Below are 19,813 nucleotides of genomic sequence, written 5' to 3' on the forward strand. Positions count from 1 at the left end.
TATGCTTACTTCGCTAATGGTTGGGTGACACCTTCTGCCGCCTTCACACAATGAGCGTCCGTGCTCCGCGGAACGGCGGCCACCTCGTGCTTCAACGCTTCCGACGTCAGTGCCCCTTCCTGCCGACAGTTTCCACAGCTGCCTTTACAACGGCGTCGACAGTGATACCGAAGTGCTTGTAGAGCGCGGCCGCCGGCGCTGACTCGCCAAAGACGTCGATGCCGACCACACCACCCTCAAGCCCAACATACTTGCGCCAGAAGTCGGTCACCCCAGCCTCGACCGCTACGCGAGGCACTCCATGCGGAAGCACTCCTTGCCGATACGTCGCGTCCTGCTTATCAAACAGGGTGGTCGATGGCATGGAAACGACCCGCGCTGCGACTCCCTCCCTGGTCAGCGCCTCGGCCGCCTGCACGGCAAGCTCGACCTCCGAACCGGTCGCAATAAGAATCACCTTGCGTTCGTTTGCAGTGTCATTCCAGTCCTTGAGAACATAGCCGCCCTTTGCGATGTTCGCGATCTGTGCATCGGTGCGCAGGTTAAACGCGAGATTCTGACGGCTGAAGATCAGGCACGACGGGCCTTGATGCTCGATTGCTTGCGTCCACGCGACGGCAGTTTCGACGGTGTCAGCTGGGCGCCATACCTGCAATTGCGGAATGAGGCGCAGACTGGAAACATGCTCGATCGACTGATGGGTCGGACCGTCCTCGCCAAGGCCAATTGAGTCGTGTGTGAACACAAAGATGGACGGCGCTTTCATCAATGCGGCGACACGCAATGCATTCCGGCTGTAGTCTGAGAACGTTAGGAAAGTGCCACCGAACACCTTGTGACCGCCATGTACTGCAAGACCGTTGATGGCCGCGCTCATGCCGAACTCCCGGACGCCCCAACTCACGTAGTTTCCGGAGGCACCGTTTTCGCCGACCCGGACGCTCCTGGCGGCTTTCCAGTTCGTCAGATTAGACCCCGTAAGGTCGGCCGAGCCGCCGAGAAGCTCCGGCAGCGCCGCCGCTAGTCCTTCGATTACCTGCTGCGAGGCCTTCCGGGTCGCCACCGTTTCCGCCCGCTCATTTGCAGCGGCGATGATGGCCCGAGCTTTGTCGGACCAGTCCGTGGGCAGCCTGTTGGCCATCCGGCGCTCGAACTCGGCTGCGTCCTGCGGATACTTCGTGCGATAAGCGTCGAAAAGTCCGCTCCATTCGGCCTCGACGTTCGCTCCGATTTCCTTCGCATCCCAGGCCGCGTAGATTTCGCCCGGGATGACAAACGGCGGTGCAGTCCAACCAAGATTTTCGCGCGTGGCGGCAATTTCCTTGTCGCCCAGCGGCGAACCATGAGCGTCGTGGCTACCAGCCTTGGTCGGCGCGCCTTCGCCAATCACCGTCTTGCAGCAGATGAGCGTAGGCTTGTCCGAGGCTTTTGCCGCCTTGATGGCGGCATCCACGGCATCGATATCGTGACCGTCGACCGCTCGAATCACATTCCAGCCGTATGCCTCAAAACGCTTGGGTGTGTCGTCATGAAACCAATGCACGACGTCGCCGTCGATGGAAATGCCGTTGTCATCGTAGAGGACAATGAGCTTGTTGAGCTTCAGGACGCCCGCGAGCGAACAGGCTTCGTGCGAGATGCCCTCCATCAGGCAGCCGTCACCGACGAAGACGTAAGTGTGGTGGTCCACGATCCTCGCGTCAGACTTGTTGAACTCATTGGCCAGCAGAGATTCTGCGAGTGCCATGCCCACAGCGTTAGCGAGTCCTTGACCCAAAGGTCCCGTCGTCGTCTCGACACCAGGCGTCATGCCATACTCAGGATGTCCCGGGGTCTTCGAGTGAAGTTGCCGGAAGTTTTTCAGTTCCTCCATCGGCAAGTCGTAGCCGGTCAGATGCAACAGCGAGTAAAGCAGCATCGAGCCATGGCCGTTCGAAAGGACGAAGCGGTCCCGATCGAGCCAATGCGGATTCGCCGGATTATGTCGTAGGTGTCGCGACCATAGCGCGACAGCAATCTCAGCCATGCCCATCGGCATACCAGGATGACCCGAGCCTGCCTGTTGTACCGCGTCCATGGCGAGGAATCTGAGGGCATTCGCCAACTCTCGGTCGCCTTGCGATGTTTCGAAACCCATGAAACTCTCCTGAAAATTAGACTGACTGCCTGGGCGACGGCGCTTTACGGCTGATTGGCGAAGCGTTGCCGGCCTTACTCAACAAGTTTCCCAACCGTGCCTCCGCCATGAGGAACGACCGGGTGGGTACGCCCGAAAGCTGTTCGTCGTACAACCTCAACACCCGTTTCATGAGCGCCGCTTCGGTCTCTTCCAGCCGCCACGAGGCGTTCTGCTGAGCGCGGACGACCGCTGTGTCGAGTGCGGTCTCACTGTCGAAAAAGAGTTGTGCATCAGCATCCCCATAGCCAGCTTCCCAAAGGAGGAAGGCGAGATAGGTGATTCGGATCAGTTCGTTGAGTGAGTGCTGATTTCCGTCGGCAGCGCCGCATCCGGCTAACGCCAGATGCGAAGCCAGCGACTGGCCACGAACATAGGTATCCGGTAGCGGCAACAGTACCTGCCGGGGAAGCCTGACTCTTCCCGGGTGTGCCGTTTTTCGCGATTTCGAGCGCGGCATGATTCAACCTCCTACGCCTCTTCATGCCAGCAGGTGTTGTGGCGGGCAAGCAGTGCGCTTGATGCTGGTGGTCCCCAGGTTCCGGAGCGGTACTGCTTCGGCGGGTTGTGCCGCTTGCTCCAGTCAGAAAGGATCGGCGCGACCCATTGCCATGCAGCCTCCTGCTCGTCGCGCCGGACAAAAAGCGCAAGTCGTCCCGCCATGACGTCGAGCAGCAGGCGCTGATACGCCTCCATCGCAGTCAGATGTGGCAACCCATCCGACACCATGTCCAGATTCACGCCCCGCAACTCCATGCCAAGGCCGGGCATCTTGGCGAGGGTGCTCAAGCGTATCGACTCTTCCGGCTGCAATTTGATGGTGAGTCGATTCGCGCCAGGGCGCGAAGGTAACGTCCCGAGTGCGGAATGCGGTACGCCCCGAAAGTTGACAATGATTTCGGCCGTTTTGCCGCCTAGTCTTTTCCCCGTACGCAAAAAGAACGGGACGCCCGACCAGCGCCAGTTGCTGATTTCGACTTTGAGCGCGACAAACGTCTCAGTGTCGCTGCCTTGTCCAACACCGGCTTCTGCCTGATACTCAGGAACAGGCGCGCCGTGGATTGTTCCTGACTGGTACTGTCCGCGCACGACGTTCCGAGCGACCGTCTCGTCATCTAGCGGAACAAGTGCCCGGAGTACACGCAGCTTTTCGTCCCGTACGGCGTCCGCCTCCATCGAGTGCGGCGGCTCCATCGCAATGATGGAAAGCAACTGCAGGAGGTGGTTCTGAATCATGTCCCGAAGCGCGCCAGTCTGGTCATAGAAGTTGCCGCGACCCTCCACACCCAGTTCCTCCGCGACGGTAATCTGGATACTTTCAATCCACTCGCGGCGCCACAGGGGCTCAAACATCGAATTTCCGAACCGAAGCGCGAGCAGATTCTGGACAGCTTCCTTGCCAAGGTAGTGGTCGATCCGGAAGATCTGGTCTTCGCGAAAGATACGGCCGACCTCATCGTTGATCGCGCGCGAGGATTCCAGGTCGTGGCCAAGTGGCTTCTCCAGCACAAGCTTCGCGCCTTCAGAAAGCCCGCTTGCCGCAAGTGCCCGGCAGACGGGAACGAACAAAGACGGTCCCGTTGCGAGGTAGAACACATTGCTGCCGGTTAGCGGACGAAGATCTTCGGCGAGGCGGGCGAAAACATCCGCATCCGACAGATCACCGCCGATATAGCTCACCCGTTCGACGAAGGAGTCCCATGCAACGACGTCGACAGGCCCTTGAACATTGGCCTTGACCGGTTCACCAATGAGGTCCAGATAGTCTGTTCGAGCCAGCATTGGCTGCGCCACGGCGACGATGCGGCATGCCGGTTCGAGCATTCCATCGCGGTGAGCCGCAAACAAGGCCGGAAGAATCTTGCGCTTGGCGAGATCGCCGGTTCCTCCGAACAGAACAAATGCGAATCCGAGTTTCCCAAGGGGACGTTTATTCATGGCTCTCTCGAAACTGAGATTGAGATGAAAACGGGGCGCGCGGCGGCCTCGCGTCCCGTTGGGTAGACGCTGCACCATCGCTATCGCGAGCCGATTTGTTTTCCCTGCAACAAGGCTGCTAGCGCAGCCGCTGCCTAGGTCTTACAAGGCAAGCGCCGACAGACGATACGAAATCGTCCGCGCTTGACCCGCTGAAAATGCCAGGCCTTTGCGGTCGGCCAGCGGGTGATTGGCGGCTGGAGTCGCTACGCGACCCAGGTCATAGAAGCTGTTCGCGGGTTCGACACCCACCGCGTAATGGTGTCCTGACCAAGGCTTGTGAGCACGTCCACCGTTGCTTATCCACAGCAACGCATCGGGGAGTTCCTCGGCATTCCAGTCGAGGAAGACATCCGCTTGCTGCTCAACGTATCGCAGCACAAATGGCGGTTCGCAGCCTGCGATTTGCAACAGTTCCTCAGTCTTATCCACCATTGGAAGACAGGTTGCATCCATGGGTCCCTGTGTCGTTGGAATGCGCTGCAGCGACGCGACACTGCGGTTTGGAATGACTCGCGAGACTCCGGGTTCTTGAGGGACCGGATAGGTATGAATCGCTTCGAATGGACAGGCAAGGATTTCGACCCCGGACACGGGAACAGCGAAGGTCGGGTGCAGGGCGAACGGCAGTACAGCGTCGCGACGAGCGAAAACAGTGAGGGAGACCTTGAGAGCGGGCGCATCGGGATCGGCTTCAATCGTGCGCTCGAGTCGCTCAATCGCACTATCCTTCGGGTAGGTGATTCGAAGAGTCAGGGAGTGATCGCCCTGCTCCACTGACTCCCACATGTGATTTGCGCCGTACCCGTGCACCCATCCGTCGTCCGCTTTGTGTCGCGCCAGCTCGGCAGGCAGGTTCGCCGGCGCGTCGACCATTCCGAACGGAAGGCAGGGCCACTCTCCACGCAACGCACGCATGAGCCCGACCTGGCTGCCGTCGTCCTCCCACGCAACTTGCATTGGAGAGACCGAACGGCCGCTGCCGAGGTCAAATCGGACCGGCGCGAGCATGCCGCCGAGTGACTGAACCTCAGCTTCGCCGTGTTTCCATTTCAAGGTCCAGCGCTTGATTGAGTCCATTTGCAGGCTTTGACAATGTGCAGCGGAATTTTCGATGTACAGATGACGGCTCCGCCATCGACCGAAGCGATCTACCCGACCTCGCGTCTACTATGATGCCCAGTGGAACTGGACGTCCGCGCGGTCGCGGGTCGAATCGATCTGGACGGCATTCACTTCGTCGGTTGTCTCGACCCAGTCCTTCGCCGCGCTCTCGTCCCGGCCGAAGCTCATGTGCCGGGTAACGAGCCGCTCGCGGCGCAGGTCCGGGTCAACGTTGACGTACCAGACCTCGTCAAGCAGCGGGCGAACGGATTTCCAGTGACCGCGGTCAAGAAGAAGATAGTTGCCTTCGGTGATAACCAGCGGAACATCAGGCAAAACGGGGATCGCGTTGGCGATTGGCTCTTCGATTTCTCTACGGAACAGTGGCGCGTAGACGATTTCATCGTGACGCTGCTCACGCAGACGCTTGAGAAGTGCCACGAAGCCTGCGCTGTCAAACGTGTCTTCGGCACCCTTGCGCGATGCGCGACCCAACCGCGCAAGCTCTGCGTTCGCGAGGTGGTATCCGTCCATTGGGACAACAACGGCCTTTCCTGGGAGCGCCTCAAGAATGGCCTGTGCCAGTGTTGATTTTCCCGCGCCGGGTGCGCCGACCAGGCCGAGGATGCGGCGCCGGCCATCAGCAGTCAAGGAGCGTAGGCGCGCGAGGTAGTGGTCTTGAATCATCAACATAATCCTGGGGTTTTCAGAAAAGTGGCGCCGGTGAGAGCGCACCCACGCTCCTGTCGACGTCTGATTGACAAGCCGCTCGCGTCAATCCCTCCGACGCGCCCTACCCGCCGCCACTTACCCTGATTGCGTCTTCTGGGCAGCTGGTTAGTGGTGTGACTTCGCTTTTGCTGCGGCGTTGATTCCGCCGGCTATAAACCCACGCGCATGTTTCGCCAGGTCCATACCGTCGTCCCAAAGATTGCGCCAGATTGCCAGCGCGTTAGACAACTGCTCGCTGACAACCGTCGACGAAAAGCTCTCGAACGTCACCACGCCCTTGTAGTCGATCATCGCAAGCGCGTGGAAGAACTGGGCGAAATCGATCGTGCCTGAGCCCAGGTATCCGCGATTGCTTTCACCAATATGGACATAGGCAAGGCGGTCGCCACATTGAAGAACCGGTTGCATGAAATCGGATTCCTCGATGTTCATGTGGTACGTGTCGAGGTGGACGCCAACATTGGGAGCGTTGACTTCATCAAGCAATGCCAAGGCTTGCGACGCCGTGTTGAGCAGGTTGCTTTCGTAGCGGTTGACGACCTCCAGGCCCAACTTCACGTCCTTCTTGAGTGCAAAATCCGCGATATGCTTGATGGAGTCGATAGCGTTCTGGCGGCCTTTCTTCGTGACGGGTGCGTTGTATTTGGCCATCGCACCATACAGAATCCCGCCGAAGTATTTGCCGCCGATTTCCGACGTGATGGTGATTGCTTCCTCCAGCAGCGCCACCCCACGGGCGACTGTGGCCGCATCTTCGCTCGACACGTCCGCCTCGAAGGTCAGCCCGCGCGAGCAACCAACCTCGAGTCCATACTCTTGCAGCAGATCACGAGTGAGAGCGAGGTCCATGACCTTCGGGCCATGCAACGACAGTTCGGCGAGATCGAACCCGGCTTCCTTCGTCGAGCTCAAAACTTTGCGGGTCGATTCGGGGGTAAGGTCGCCAGCCCAAACCAGTGCGTGTACGCCGAGCTTATTCATTGTGCAACTCCTTGAGAAGCGGTCACGCGCTTGCGGACCAAAGTTTTCGAAATGCCGTTTGCCCATGCCCAGCGGATCAGCATCACGGCAAGCAGGAAGACACCCCACAGCGCCGTGGCGAGATGCTGGTTAGCACCGAGCAGATTGAGACCGGAGGCGATGACCTGCAGGATGACCAGCGCTATCACCACAGGCACCACGCGCCCAAAACCGCCAAACGGGTCGACGCGGCCAAGGAAGCAGGCAAGCACCGAGATGAGCAAAAACGCTGCGCCATGGCCTACGCGGACCGAGTTGAACTGGGCAGCCATCACCACACCCGCGACGCCGCACATCAGTCCAGAAAGCATGTAGATTCGGGTGACCGCGCGCGTGGTAGCAATGCCTGAGTATCTTGTTGCCTCGAGATTCGACCCAATCATGCGCGTGGCAAAACCGAGTCGCGAGCGCGTCATGACAATGTGCCAAACCAATGCGCAGCCAAGAAAAATCAGAAGCGGAATGGGCACGCCGATGATTTCACCGTTACCCATCTGGCGAACGAACGGTGGGAAGCCAGAGATGTCGCCCCCACGCGTGAGGAACTCTCCGAGACCACGCAGGAAAATCATCATAGACAGGGACACCAGGATCGGGCTTGCACCGGTACGCGCAATGACGACCCCCATCACCCAACCTGAAACCGAGCCGACGACCAATGCCGCAATGATGCCGAGGATGATGGCGAATGCGCCGGCATCAGCTCCGCCGTGCGTTTGAAGAACGTATGCCATCGCCAACCCCGAGATGTTCGCCGTGTACGTCACCGCGAGGTTGAAGCCGCCCGAAATCAACGGCATTAGCATGGCCAGCGTAAAGAACCCAAGCTCAGGAAGTTGGAACGCCACCGAGACGAAAGTGCTACCCGTGAAAAACCGGTCCGTAGAGAAGCTCAGGACTACGATGACCAGGACCAGAAACCCGAGCAGCCCGGCGACGTCTGCTGGCACAAGCGGCGCAGACGAACGGTTGGATGAGAACATGTTCATGACGAGGCCTTTGCGCTTTGTGACGTGAATCGCGTGCCGACGAGCTTGGCGAAGCCGCCGCTCGACAACGTAATGGCGATAAGGATGATGGCGCCGATGATCATCTTGAACGCGTAGGGCGAGATACCGAGCAGGTTCAGGCCGTTCGCGGTGATCGCCGTCAGCAGGATGCCGAGGATGGCGCCGAGGATGGTCCCGCGTCCTCCACCCAGCCGCGCGCCTCCAAGCACCACAGCAGCGAGGACGTCCAGTTCGCGACCGTACAACGCGTTGGGCACGACTTCCTGCACGTAGTGGGCTTGCATGAGGCCGGCGACTCCCGCCATCATTCCGAGCCAGCCAAAAGCGATGTAATGCATTGCGCCGATGTTGACGCCCACACGGCGGGCAGCTTCAGGGTTGTCACCCATCGCATAAAGCTGTCGTCCAGTCGTCGTGCGGCGAAGCAGAAACCATGTCGCTGCGACCATCACCACCATGACGACCACCGGCAGAGCGAGATTTGCATTGCCACTCGCTGTGCTGAAATGAATGATGGAGACCCGGTCAACCCACCAGTCCGGCAGGTCATAAATCGACACGCCATCCGTGAGGAACATCAACCCGCCGAAGAACACGTTGAAGGTCGCAATCGTCACAACGATGGAGACAATCTTGAAGCGGTAGATGATGGTGGCATTAATGGCACCCAGCAGGAATCCGAAGAACGCTGCCGCAATGAATCCAAGTGCCCAGTTTCCGCCACCAAACAAATGGATGACCGTCAATGCAGTCAGGTACTGAACCACCGATGCCCCGACGGCAAAGGAGATATCGATCCCGCCAGCAATCAGTACCACCAGTAACCCGACTGCGAAGATGATGTTGACCGAGCTCTGGTTGATCAGGTCGAACACGTTGGGGAATGTCAGAAAGGTCGACGTTGTCAGGCTGAGGCCAATCACCATGATGGCGATGACGAGAATCAGCAGGGCCTCTACAGAGCCGATTCCGAGTTTGCGAAAGTCAGGCATGGACGTCTCTCTCGATTTGTTCCATGGTTGTCGTTCCCGGCACGTACTCTGTAACAATGCGACCATCGCGCATATGCAGAATTCGGTCGGAGTTGAAGTAGACCTCCGGAATCTCGTCAGAGATAAGCAGGATGGCCATACCCTCCGCGGCAAGCTTGTGAATAATGTCGAAGATGCCGGCTCGGGCGCCCACGTCGACACCCACTGTGGGCGAATCGAGGATGAGAAGCTTGGGGTTTGTTGCGAGCCACTTGGCGAGCACGATGCGCTGTTGATTGCCGCCCGACAATGTCGAAACCGCATCGTCCGGTTTCCCGATCTTTACTGCGAGCTTCTTGATCCAGTCCTGAATCAGGGCGTTTCGCTTTTTCGAAGCGATAAGATTAGTGCCGTCCAGAAGGTCGTCCAGCACGGTTGCGACCGTGTTGTCGCCGATGGATTGCGGCTGCACGAGTCCAAGCTGCAGTCGGTCTTCGGAAACGTAAGCAAGACCAGCACGGATTGCGTCGCGATTGGAGCGCAGCGACAGTTCCTTTCCTTCGATTCGGATCGAGCCCGCGCCAGGACGAGTCATGCCAAAGAGAGATAGCGCGACCTCGGTGCGGCCTGCGCCAAGTCGTCCCGTGAGGCCAAGAATCTCGCCCTTCCTCACTTTGAAGGACACGTCCCGGTATTCGCGTCCACGGGAAAGGCCCTGAACGTCAAGAACTACGGTCGCAGCCGACAGGTCTGTCTGTCGCACCTCATAGTCGAAGGTGCGACCCGTCATGAGTTCGGTTAGCCGCGTTTGCGTCATGCCCCTGGTCGGGAACGTACCGACATACTGGCCATCGCGGAAGACAGTCACACGAGTGCAGACATCCAGCACTTCGGCGAGCCGGTGGCTTACAAAGACCACCGCAATACCATCAGCTGAGAGTCGGCGGACAATCTTCAGCAACGCTTCCGTTTCAGCATGGCTGAGCGATGCGGTCGGTTCGTCCATGAACACAAGGCGCGCATCGCGTACCAGCGCACGGGCAATCGCCACGATCTGGCGCTGCGCAATCGACAGCGAGCGCACGGAACGATTGAGGTCGATGGACACACCGAGTCGCTCGAGAATTCGACGGGCTGCCTCTTTCATCTTCCCGTAGTTCACAACGCGCGGACGGGGCCCGAGGTTCTGCTCGAAGGCGATGTTTTCCGCGACGGTCATCTCGGGGAAAAGTGCCAGGTCTTGCCAGATGACCTGGATGCCGAGATCACGAGCCCGCGCCGGGTCGAGGCCCTCAATGGACTCGCCATCCATGAGCATGACTGCGCCGGGTTCCGGGGTGTAGACGCCGCTGATAATCTTGATGATGGTGCTTTTGCCGCAGCCATTCTCACCTGCCAGGCAGAGAACTTCGCCGGGCATGATGTCAAACTTCACTGACCGCAGCGCCTTGACGCCGCCGAAGACTTTGGAAATGTTCTCAAGCTTGAGAAGGGGCGTTTGCCCGGCCTCGGATGGGACCGGCGCGACGCTTGCGTCACCCGGTTGGGAACCGGGAGCATTCGTGGGTGCTGGTTGACTCATGGAAGCGCTCCGATGGTACTGGCATGTGGCCATGCACTCGACCAGATGTGATGTACCGGTAACTGCCGGGTGAGCGGCGATATATCCGCGCTCACCCGCTCGGCAAAAGAGGTTGTCGTCAGAGACCCATCTTCGCCAGGTCGTCGACCGTCTTGGCATTGAGGTCCACCAGCTGGTCGACGATCAGGGTGTGTCCTTGGGGATGAACCACACCCAGACCCGGGATGTTCGTGCCGTCCTTGATCGGCTGCCCCTTCACCAGCATCGTGCCGAGTGTCACGAAGACTTCTCCGGCCACTTCCGGATTCCACATGTAGCCACCGGTGAGCACGCCGTCGTGCACGAGACGCCGGCCTTGTCCAGGCGAGAACGGGCCGAGAACAACGACTTTGCCTTTAGCTTGCTGCTCGTCGACCGCACGGGCAGCACCGATCGGACCCTGGCTGCCGAACGCGAGAATGCCGCGCAGGTCAGGATGAGCGCGCATCAGATCCAGCGCGGTCTTACGCGAGGCGTCGACGTCTTCGGCAACGCCATAGCGGTCACCAACGAGCTTCATTCCGGGATAGTTGGCCTTGATGTAAGCGATTGCTGCATCGGCCCAGGCGTTATGGAGCGGCACTGTCAGCGAACCGACGAATACCGCGTACTCGCCCTTGCCTCCAAGCGCTTCGCCCAGGCGCTTGCCGTAGGCTTCACCGAAACCCTTGGCCGACGCGAGTTCAAAATCCCAGTCGACGTTCTGCTGTTTCGGGGACTCGTGGGTGATGACCTTGATACCAGCGGCGCGGGCGCGCTGCAGCACGGGTTCCAGTACCTGCGCATCGTTAGGTACGACCCCGATGACATCGACATGCTGAGCAATCAGGTCTTCGATTGCGCGTACCTGAAGGGCAGGATCCGAGCTCGTCGGACCGATCATGAACGCCTTCACTCCCAGTTGGTCAGCGCGCTTCTTGATCCCTTGCTCCATGGCGTTGAACCATGGGATTCCACCAATTTTCACCACCACGCCGATGACCGGCTTGTCGGGCGACGCCGACGCGAAATTTGTTGCCAGCGCGAACGCCACTGCGCCCGCGCCCAAACTACGAATGATGTTCTTGAACATGTCTCCTCCGTTGAGAGCCTGATTTGCCCCATCAGACGCGGGGTGAGTGGTGAAAAATTGGGTTACCGACGTTTGCTAAAGTTTGCTAAATCCATTCAGCGGTTCGGTTGGGTGTATGCTGAATCTATTTAGCAAACTGGTCCACCCGGGACAAACCCTGGTGTTCGCCGTTGTTACAAACCCGCTACCTTCACACCCATGAACGGCGGAAATACCCCGGAGTCACCGTGATGGCCAGCACCAACCAGGGACGAAAGTCCACGATTTATGACGTCGCAAAGGCGACGGGCGCCTCTACGGCCACCGTGAGCATGGTGCTGAATGGCACCTGGGCCCGTTATCGGATCAAGGAAGAAACGGCGAACCGAATCCTCGAGAGTGCGCGCGAGCTCGGATACAACGTGAATATGAAAGCGCGTGGATTGCGGCTATCGCGCTCAGGGCTTGCCGGGATGGTTGTCCCTCATTATCGAAACCGGTTCTTTGCCGGGCTTGCTCAAACCTTCGAAGACCAGGCGCGTAGCCGGGGGCTGTGCCCCATTGTGGTCGGCACCCAGCGAGACCCCGCAGTCGAGGTCAGCGTCACCGAAACGCTTCTTTCTCAACGTGTCGAACTGCTTTTCATCGCGGGGGTGCGCAATCCCACACCGCTCAACGAGCTGTGTTCCGCCGCGGGCGTGCCCTGTATCAATCTCGACTTGCCTGGGGACGGCGCGCCATCCGTTGTCTCGGATAACCGGGCGGGCGCCCGCGCAATAACCGACGTGCTGATTGATAAATTACTGGCACGCGGTGAGGCTCCGGACGACCTGGTCCTGCTCGGCGGGGTCGCCGACGAATACGCAACGGAGATGCGCATCGCGGGATTCCGCGATGCGTTTGAGGCTCGCAAGATCGCTCCATCACCTGATGCAATCGAGTGCTGCGGATACAACGCCGCAGCTGCGAAGCAGGCGCTCGCGAGACGCTACGAAAAGCATGGACGGCTTCCAACGGGACTTCTGTTGAATTCGATTACCGCATTCGAAGGTACGGTTCAGTTCACGGCCACCTTGCCGCCCGATGTTTGGAAGGCCGCGATTGTCGGCTGTTTCGACTGGGATCCCTTCGCAGCTTACCTGCCCTTTGACGTCACGATGTTGCGGCAGGACGTGCAGGGGATCATCGCGGAAGCATTCGCGTTGACCGAGAAATACGACCCGCAAGATCGCTCGCTTATTCTGGTGCCCACGGCCTTTGGGAAGCAGTTTGAAGAGGCTGAACAAACGAAGGAGTTTGACCGTTGACCGCGATGCTATCGCGCTTTGCGGCGCGAGCGCGATAGTGCTTCGCTGGAACGAAGTCATCTAGTTTCGACGTCGTCGACTTCGAGTTGGCGTAGCCGACTGCTGTGTGCATCGCAACCCTCTCAGTGGGGTTCGATTCCTCTTCAACGGCTAGACTACTAGCGGCCGATGTGCAGTCTCTTTCAAGGACAGAACAACGCAAAGAGAGATGACCGCAGTCGCAATCACAAAATAGCTTGACGATAGCGGCGATCCCGTAAATTTTATGAGCGCCTCAGAAACCACGGAGGCAAATCCCCCAAAGACTGTGACCGATATCCCGTAACCAATCGAAACACCTGTAGTTCGCACGCGCGTAGGGAACATTTCCGCTATTGCCGCTGTACAACTGCCCGCGATCAAGCCGATCAACGCATTGCAGAAAAGTACTGCCAACAGCACAAGGACCACGGAAGAGCTGGTCGAGAAAAGCAGAAATATCGGGTAGGCGCATACGATGAAACCGATAGCCCCGACGAGAAGCGGAGGCTTTCTGCCCATCTTGTCCGATAACATGCCCGCCGCCAGGATACACACGAGCATCCCCACGAAGCCGACTGTAGTAATCCACAAAGCATCTCCGCCTCTGATGTGGCCATGCGTTGGTAGAAAGGCTGGCACATAGACCATAAAAACGTTGTAGGAAACAAACCACACACTAGATATTGCAATTGCCTTCAGGCAGTGAAGCCACACAGGGCCATTCGGCATCGGTCTCGACGTAGCGTCATCATCGCGTAAAGCCGCCGAGAAAGACGGGGTCTCGTCAACCTTCGTTCGAAGGTAATAGCCGATAGGCGCAATCACCAAGCCTCCGATAAGGAACGGAATACGCCAGCCCCAAGCATGCAGCGACGCGCTATCAAGAACCGTCGAGAGGCTAGCGGCAAGGCCGGCGGCAATCAACGTGCCTCCAACACCCGTTGCATGTGAAACACTGCTGTAAAGGCCGCGGCGACCCTCCGGTGCCCACTCAACCAGGTATGCAACGGCGGTGCCGGCCTCACCGCCCGTTGAAAATCCTTGCACTAGCCGACAAAGCGTAAGCAGCATTGGTGCGACGATTCCAACGGACGCGTAGGTAGGCAACAACCCGATCGCGAGTGTGCCTAAGCCCATCATCGGCATCGCAATCATCAGGGCAGGGCGCCCTAAACCGACCAGTTCCTCGGGAAGGACGACAATAGTAGACGAATTCCAGACGCCCCCCCGCCAGGACAGGGTTTCCGGGCGATTCAGCTACGTGACCTACATCCGCACCACGCCGGAACGGTTGTGGTCGGCATTGACCGACGCGGAGTTCATCAAGCAGTACTGGTTCGGCATGCACTGCGATAGCGAGTGGACGGCGGGTTCGTCGTGGAAACTCGTGTCGAGCGCGGGGGAGACTTTCGACGCGGGCGAGATCATCGAGGCTGTGCCGCCGCGGCGCCTCGTGATTCGCTGGCAGCATCAGAAGCGGCCAGAGCTGCAGGCCGAAGGCGATTCGCGCTGCACGATGGAGCTCGAACCGAGCGGCACGGCGGTCAAGCTGACGCTCACGCATACGATCGAGCGCGATCCTTCCAAATTCATCGAGGCGGTGTCGGGCGGCTGGCCGAAGATCATGTCCAACCTCAAATCGCTGCTGGAAACAGGCTCGATTGCGTTGCAGGAGGCTTATCCGGCCAATGCCGGAAGTCATTCGCAGCACTGAGCGTGCTCAAACAAAGTCGCGGCCGTCACCCGGCGAGAGCCGCCTCGTTCATTTCGGGTGGCGGCTCTCTCCTGTGCTCAATACCCCAAAGCGCAACCATCCTTGCGATGATCCGACGCGCCAACCAGCACACCCTGCTCCCAATCGATCCAGATCGCCTGCGACCCGCCGATCGCCGACGACGGCGGCGCGAGCTTGAACCCACGCTCGCTGAGCGCCGCGCACACTGAAGCGGGCATCGTCGCTTCTACTTCGACCGAGTCGGTACCCGGACGCGGGAAGATGCGCGGCAGGTCCATCGCCGACTGCATGTCCACGCCGTAGTGCAGCACCTTCGACAGAAAATGCGCATGCCCCATCGCCTGATAGTGGCCGCCCATCACGCCGAAGCTCATGCGCACGCGGCCGCCTTGCGTGACCATGCCGGGGATGATCGTGTGCATCGGGCGCTTGCGCGGCCCGATCGCATTCGGATGCCCCGGCTCGACGACGAAGCTCTGTCCGCGGTTATGCAGCAGCACGCCCGACTGTGGCGCCATCAAGCCGCTGCCGAACGGATGGAACAGCGAATTGATGAAGCTCACGCAGTTGCGATCCTTGTCGACCACGGTGATATACACCGTGTCTCTGTGCTCGACCGGCGTCAGCGTCGGCATGGGCGGCAATGCGCGCGCAACATCGATGCGGCCGCGCAGTTCGTCGGCGAGCGCATCGGACAACAGCCAGTCGACGTCGACGGGCCGCTGACGCGGATCGCCCAATACCGCGTCGCGCACCGCATACGCGAGCTTCGCCGCCTCGACTTCGCGATGGATGCGGTCGGCGTCGAGCGGATCGCCGTCGGCCGGTAATTTCTCGAGGATCTTCAGCAGCATCAGCGCGACTACGCCCTGTCCGCCGGGCGGACACTCGACCACCTCGTAGCCGCGGAAGCTCGCGCGGATCGGCGTCACGTATTCGCCGTGGTAGTCGGCGAAGTCATCGAGCGAATGCAGGCCACCATGCTCGCGCAGATGCGCGACGATCTTCTCGGCGGGCGGTCCGCGATAGAACCCGTCACGGCCTTCCTCGGCGATCAGCCGCAGCGTGGCCGCGAGATGCGGCTGCCGGTGCACCGTGCCCTGCTTCGGCGCGGCACCGTCGACCAGCATCGTCGTGCGTGCCTCGGCGTCGCGCGCGAGCGTGTCCACTTCATCCGCCCAGTCCGACGAGCTGCGCGGCGTAAGCGCATAGCCCTCCTCTGCATAGCGGATTGCCGGCGCGAAAATGTCGCGCAGCGGCAGGCGGCCGTGATCGCGATGCAGCGTCGTCCACGCATGCACGGCGCCGGGCACCGTCACCGCGTGCGGCGAATGACGCTCGATCGCATTCACGCCGAGCTGCCGCAGGCGCTCGACCGTCGCATCCGCTGGCGCCCAGCCCGAACCGTCGTAGGCAACGATATCGTCGCTACCGCCGCGCGAGTACAACGCGAAGCAATCGCCGCCGACGCCCGTCGAACCCGGCTCGACGACGCACTGCACCGCGCAGGCGGCTATCGCCGCATCCATCGCGTTGCCGCCGGCGGCGAGCACGTTGAGCGCCGCGAGTGTGGCCGCCGCGTGCGATGTCGCCGCCATGCCGTTGCGGGCGAAGGCGAGCGAACGCCCGGGCTTCTCGAAGTTACGCATAGGAACGTTCTCCAATTCATTGAAGCGGCGCGCGCGGCGGGTAGAGTCTCGTCGTCTGGGCAAACGCGCGCGCCTCGAATAATGTTATGCCGTGCCGTGCGGGCGGCGGCGGCATCGACAGCGACTGGCACCAGCGCGCCATCATGCGACGCTCAAAGCGACGACTCCGGCGCCAGCACTGGTGCCGTCTTCAGCGTGCGGCGCAGGAACGCACGCGTGCGCGCATGGGTCGGCGCGGTGAAGATCTGTTCGGGCGGACCGTGTTCGATCAGCTCGCCTTGATCGAGCACGACGACACGATGCGCGACCTCACGGGCGAACTCCATTTCGTGCGTGACGACGACCATCGTCATGCCGTCGCGTGCGAGCTCCTTCATCACCTGCAGGACTTCGCCGACCGTCTCGGGATCGAGCGCGCTGGTGGGCTCGTCGAACAGCAGCACCTTCGGCTGCATCGCGAGCGCCCGCGCGATCGCGACGCGCTGCTGCTGCCCGCCCGACAACTGCGACGGGTAGTGATCCGCGCGTTCCGCGAGCCCGACGCGAGCGAGCAGGCGCTGAGCCTGCTGAACCGCTTCGGCGCGCGACACTTTCAGCACATGGATCGGCGCCTCGATCACGTTTTCGAGCGCCGTCATGTGTGGGAACAGATTGAAGCGCTGGAACACCATGCCGATATCGCGACGCTGCCGCGCCAGCTCGCGCGCCGAATCGCGCACGACCTTGCCGTCGGCGCGCTCGACGAAACCGAGCAGACGGCCATTCACGCGCACGCGGCCGGCGTCGAACGTTTCGAGCAGATTCAGGCAGCGAATGAAGGTGGTCTTGCCCGATCCCGATGAGCCGATCAGTACCACCACCTCGCCTTTCGTCACGCTCAGCGAAATGCCGTTCAGCACTTTCGTCGCGCCGAACGACTTGTGAATATCCGACGCTTCGATAATGACTTCGTCTGTCTGACTCACGTCAACGCCCTCTCAGAAGCTTGATGGTTTGCGCGCCGAACAGCCGCTGACCCGACGACGCATGCGCTTCGCCGCGACCGAAGTGCGCCTCGAGGCGGCGCTGCACGAAACTCCACAGTGTGGTCAGCAGCAGGAAATAGATCGCGAGAACGAGGTACAGCTCGAACACGCGGAAATTGACCGAGGTGATCATCTGCGTGCTCAACATCAGTTCCTGCACGCCGATCACGCTGACGAGCGTCGTGTTCTTCAGCATCACGTTGAACTCGTTGCCCATTGGCGGCACGATCACGCGCAGCGCCTGCGGCAGCACGATGCGTCGCATCAGCAGCACCGAGGTCATGCCGAGCGAGCGCGACGCCTCGAACTGGCCGCGATCGACCGCGCTCAGACCCGCGCGGATGATCTCCGCCATGTACGCGGCCGAGTTCATGCCGAGCGCGAGCACCGCCGCCTGAATGTTGCCGGGCAGCGTGAACACGCCGAACTCGAGGTCGTGAAAGCGGAAGATGTCGGCGGCCGCGAACGCGGTGTACAGGAACACGATCTGCACGAGCAGCGGCGTGCCGCGCACGACCCAGATGTAGCCGCGCGCGAGGTACTGCAGCGGACGGCTCGGCGACAGCCGCATCAGCGCGATGCAAAGACCGAGCGCCACGCCGAGCAGAATCGCGCAGACACTGATTCCGCAAGTCAGCAACAGTCCATGCAGATACGCGGAACTGGGCGTCGTCAGAAACTTGCGGAAAATCTCCCAGCTGAAGTTCATGGCGTCATCCCGCTCAGAAGCGTTCGTTCTCGAGATTCCACTTGCCGAGCATCTGCGTGTAGCGGTCGCTCTTCGTCAGGTCGGCGGTAGCCTTCGCGACCGCGCCGGACAGCGGTTCGCCCTTGCGCGCGCCGATACCCGTCGCGATCCGGGCGAAGCCGGTGACCGCCTGCTCGAACGAGTTGCCCGACACTTTCTGGAATTGCCCGGCGCTTTCGGCGGTGGTGCCGTACGCGTCGACCTGCTGCAGGCGGAACGCCTGGAACGCGTCGGCATCGGTGTTGTACACGACGATGTTCATCGGCGGCTTATGCGCGGCGGCGAGCTTGTCGTTTTCCTTTTCGAGCAGCGAGCGCATCGTCGAGCCATTGATCACCGCGACCTTCTGGCCGGACAGATCGTCGAGCGAGTGCACTTTGCGCGGGTTGCCGCGCGGCACCATGATCGACTGGCTCGAGTACATGTAGTCGATGATGTCGATGATCTCGCGCCGCTCGGGCTTGTCGAACAACTGGCCGATGATCAGATCGCATTGATGCGCCTTCAGCGCGGGAATCAGTCCGCTGAACGGCACGATATGCCAATCCACCTTCAGATTGCCCATCGACTTCGCGACATCGCGCGCGACGTCGACCGAGAAGCCCTGCGGTTGCTGCTGCTCGTCGTAGAACGCGAGCGGCGGCGCGTCCATGCTCGCGCAATAGGTCAGCGTGCCGTTCTTGAGCAGGCCCGCCGGCTGTGCCTGATCCGCGTACGTCATACCCGCGTGCAACAGCATGGAAACGCCTGCGCATGCGGCGGCGAGACGAAAACGCGTGTTCTTCTTTGCTGACATGGGCTTGCTCCTGGTGTGATAAGCGAGCTCGGACCGTACGCGGCAGTGGCCTGCGCCAGCATCGATGCCGGCGCGGGGCATCGCCGTCAGTCGCGAGGTTGGGGGGTCCCGAGTAGCGTGAGCACTCGCGGCACCGTCGATTCGATGTGTTCCCGCATGGCCAGCTCAGCCTGCTCCGGGTTGCGGCTGCGCAGCGCATCGATCAGCAGCTGGTGGTAATCGCGTGCGCTCTTGCGTCTGAAGGTCGTCTGCTCGATCCAGAGCCGCATCGGCCCTTCGATCAACGCATACAGCGAGCAGATCTGTTCGTACAGACGCGTGCGGCCGCTGATGCCGCACAGGTATTCGTGAAACGCGCAGTGACGCTGAACCCACAGGTCGGTATCGCCGACGGACGTGTCCATGTCTTCGAGCAGGCGCTCGAGCGTGCGCAGATGCTCGTCGGTGCAGCGCGAGGCCGCGACGCGCATCGCGAGGCCTTCGAGCGCGACGCGCATGTCGAAGATGTCCTGCAGTTCCTCGGCGCTCAGGCCGCGCACGATCGCGCCGCGGTTCGGACGCAGGATCACGAGGCCCTCCGCATGCAGCCGGCGCAGCGCTTCGCGCACCGGCATGCGGCTCATCGACAGTTCCGCCGCGATCGTCTCGGCGACGATCCGCTGACCGGTCGCGAAGCGGCCCTGCGAGATCGCATCGAACAGGTAGCGGTAGGCCACCTGCTCGGCGGTCGTGCTGTGGTCGGGTTTGCGGGACGCGGCGGAGGTCGGCATGAGTCGGGACGCAGTTGCAGGAACACGGAGGCAGAATACTTAAATTGGCTTTTTGTATCCAGTTTTTCAAAAACAAATCAGGGAATGTCCCGAGGGGGTG

At 60.6% G+C, this 19,813-nt stretch carries 18 protein-coding genes; 2 read left to right on the plus strand and 16 right to left on the minus strand.

Annotated features, from left to right (window positions below; genetic code table 11):
• Positions 1 to 106 precede the first annotated feature (106 nt).
• The 10 genes from tkt to L0U84_RS36305 form a co-directional block, all read right to left on the minus strand.
• Positions 107 to 2,137, minus strand: coding sequence for a transketolase (tkt, locus tag L0U84_RS36260; protein WP_233857682.1), 2,031 nt, complete (start codon positions 2,135 to 2,137; stop codon positions 107 to 109).
• A 16-nt stretch (positions 2,138 to 2,153) separates the two neighbouring features.
• Positions 2,154 to 2,636 (minus strand): hypothetical protein, encoded by a 483-nt coding sequence (locus L0U84_RS36265; protein WP_233857683.1) that lies wholly within the window; start codon positions 2,634 to 2,636, stop codon positions 2,154 to 2,156.
• Between the two features lie 11 nt (positions 2,637 to 2,647).
• Complete coding sequence (gene zwf, locus L0U84_RS36270; RefSeq protein ID WP_233857685.1) at positions 2,648 to 4,114, minus strand: glucose-6-phosphate dehydrogenase; 1,467 nt, start codon at positions 4,112 to 4,114, stop codon at positions 2,648 to 2,650.
• A 141-nt stretch (positions 4,115 to 4,255) separates the two neighbouring features.
• Positions 4,256 to 5,233 (minus strand): hypothetical protein, encoded by a 978-nt coding sequence (locus tag L0U84_RS36275; RefSeq protein WP_233857688.1) that lies wholly within the window; start codon positions 5,231 to 5,233, stop codon positions 4,256 to 4,258.
• Between the two features lie 90 nt (positions 5,234 to 5,323).
• Positions 5,324 to 5,944, minus strand: a complete 621-nt coding sequence (locus tag L0U84_RS36280; RefSeq protein WP_233857690.1) for a nucleoside/nucleotide kinase family protein — start codon at positions 5,942 to 5,944, stop codon at positions 5,324 to 5,326.
• 150 nt (positions 5,945 to 6,094) lie between these two features.
• Positions 6,095 to 6,970 carry a sugar phosphate isomerase/epimerase family protein gene (locus L0U84_RS36285; RefSeq protein ID WP_233857692.1) on the minus strand — a complete coding sequence of 292 codons (876 nt, stop codon included), beginning with the start codon at positions 6,968 to 6,970 and terminating at the stop codon, positions 6,095 to 6,097.
• A complete protein-coding gene (locus tag L0U84_RS36290; protein WP_233857694.1) occupies positions 6,967 to 7,998 on the minus strand; it encodes an ABC transporter permease in 1,032 nt (343 codons plus the stop codon). Before L0U84_RS36290 ends, L0U84_RS36285 begins: the two co-directional genes overlap by 4 nt.
• Positions 7,995 to 9,011, minus strand: coding sequence for an ABC transporter permease (locus L0U84_RS36295; protein ID WP_233857695.1), 1,017 nt, complete (start codon positions 9,009 to 9,011; stop codon positions 7,995 to 7,997). The genes L0U84_RS36290 and L0U84_RS36295 overlap by 4 nt, the downstream gene beginning before the upstream one ends.
• The gene (locus L0U84_RS36300) at positions 9,004 to 10,572 is read right to left on the minus strand and encodes a sugar ABC transporter ATP-binding protein (protein WP_233857697.1); all 1,569 of its coding nucleotides are present in this window, start codon (positions 10,570 to 10,572) and stop codon (positions 9,004 to 9,006) included. Before L0U84_RS36300 ends, L0U84_RS36295 begins: the two co-directional genes overlap by 8 nt.
• A gap of 118 nt (positions 10,573 to 10,690) precedes the next feature.
• Positions 10,691 to 11,683 carry a substrate-binding domain-containing protein gene (locus L0U84_RS36305; protein WP_233857699.1) on the minus strand — a complete coding sequence of 331 codons (993 nt, stop codon included), beginning with the start codon at positions 11,681 to 11,683 and terminating at the stop codon, positions 10,691 to 10,693.
• Positions 11,684 to 11,913: 230 nt separating this feature from the next.
• Between L0U84_RS36305 and L0U84_RS36310 the strand changes: the two genes are divergently transcribed.
• Positions 11,914 to 12,969, plus strand: coding sequence for a LacI family DNA-binding transcriptional regulator (locus tag L0U84_RS36310; protein WP_233857701.1), 1,056 nt, complete (start codon positions 11,914 to 11,916; stop codon positions 12,967 to 12,969).
• Between the two features lie 150 nt (positions 12,970 to 13,119).
• Here the strand turns inward: L0U84_RS36310 and L0U84_RS36315 are convergent, their stop codons facing one another.
• A complete protein-coding gene (locus tag L0U84_RS36315; protein ID WP_233857703.1) occupies positions 13,120 to 14,145 on the minus strand; it encodes an MFS transporter in 1,026 nt (341 codons plus the stop codon).
• Positions 14,146 to 14,251: 106 nt separating this feature from the next.
• Here L0U84_RS36315 and L0U84_RS36320 point away from each other — a divergent pair, with 106 nt between their 5' ends.
• Positions 14,252 to 14,704, plus strand: a complete 453-nt coding sequence (locus L0U84_RS36320; RefSeq protein WP_233857705.1) for an SRPBCC family protein — start codon at positions 14,252 to 14,254, stop codon at positions 14,702 to 14,704.
• Positions 14,705 to 14,781: 77 nt separating this feature from the next.
• Here the strand turns inward: L0U84_RS36320 and ggt are convergent, their stop codons facing one another.
• From ggt to L0U84_RS36345, 5 genes are all read right to left on the minus strand, one after another.
• Positions 14,782 to 16,374, minus strand: a complete 1,593-nt coding sequence (gene ggt, locus L0U84_RS36325) for a gamma-glutamyltransferase (RefSeq protein WP_233857713.1) — start codon at positions 16,372 to 16,374, stop codon at positions 14,782 to 14,784.
• Positions 16,375 to 16,526: 152 nt separating this feature from the next.
• Positions 16,527 to 17,339, minus strand: a complete 813-nt coding sequence (locus L0U84_RS36330) for an amino acid ABC transporter ATP-binding protein (RefSeq protein WP_326491233.1) — start codon at positions 17,337 to 17,339, stop codon at positions 16,527 to 16,529.
• 1 nt (position 17,340) lies between these two features.
• Positions 17,341 to 18,108, minus strand: a complete 768-nt coding sequence (locus tag L0U84_RS36335) for an amino acid ABC transporter permease (protein ID WP_233857715.1) — start codon at positions 18,106 to 18,108, stop codon at positions 17,341 to 17,343.
• 13 nt (positions 18,109 to 18,121) lie between these two features.
• The gene (locus L0U84_RS36340; protein WP_233857723.1) at positions 18,122 to 18,943 is read right to left on the minus strand and encodes an ABC transporter substrate-binding protein; all 822 of its coding nucleotides are present in this window, start codon (positions 18,941 to 18,943) and stop codon (positions 18,122 to 18,124) included.
• Between the two features lie 86 nt (positions 18,944 to 19,029).
• Positions 19,030 to 19,713 carry a GntR family transcriptional regulator gene (locus tag L0U84_RS36345; RefSeq protein ID WP_129957973.1) on the minus strand — a complete coding sequence of 228 codons (684 nt, stop codon included), beginning with the start codon at positions 19,711 to 19,713 and terminating at the stop codon, positions 19,030 to 19,032.
• Between the last annotated feature and the right edge of the window lie 100 nt (positions 19,714 to 19,813).

It is taken from the genome of Paraburkholderia sp. HD33-4 (assembly GCF_021390635.1).
In the GTDB taxonomy this organism is placed as follows: domain Bacteria; phylum Pseudomonadota; class Gammaproteobacteria; order Burkholderiales; family Burkholderiaceae; genus Paraburkholderia.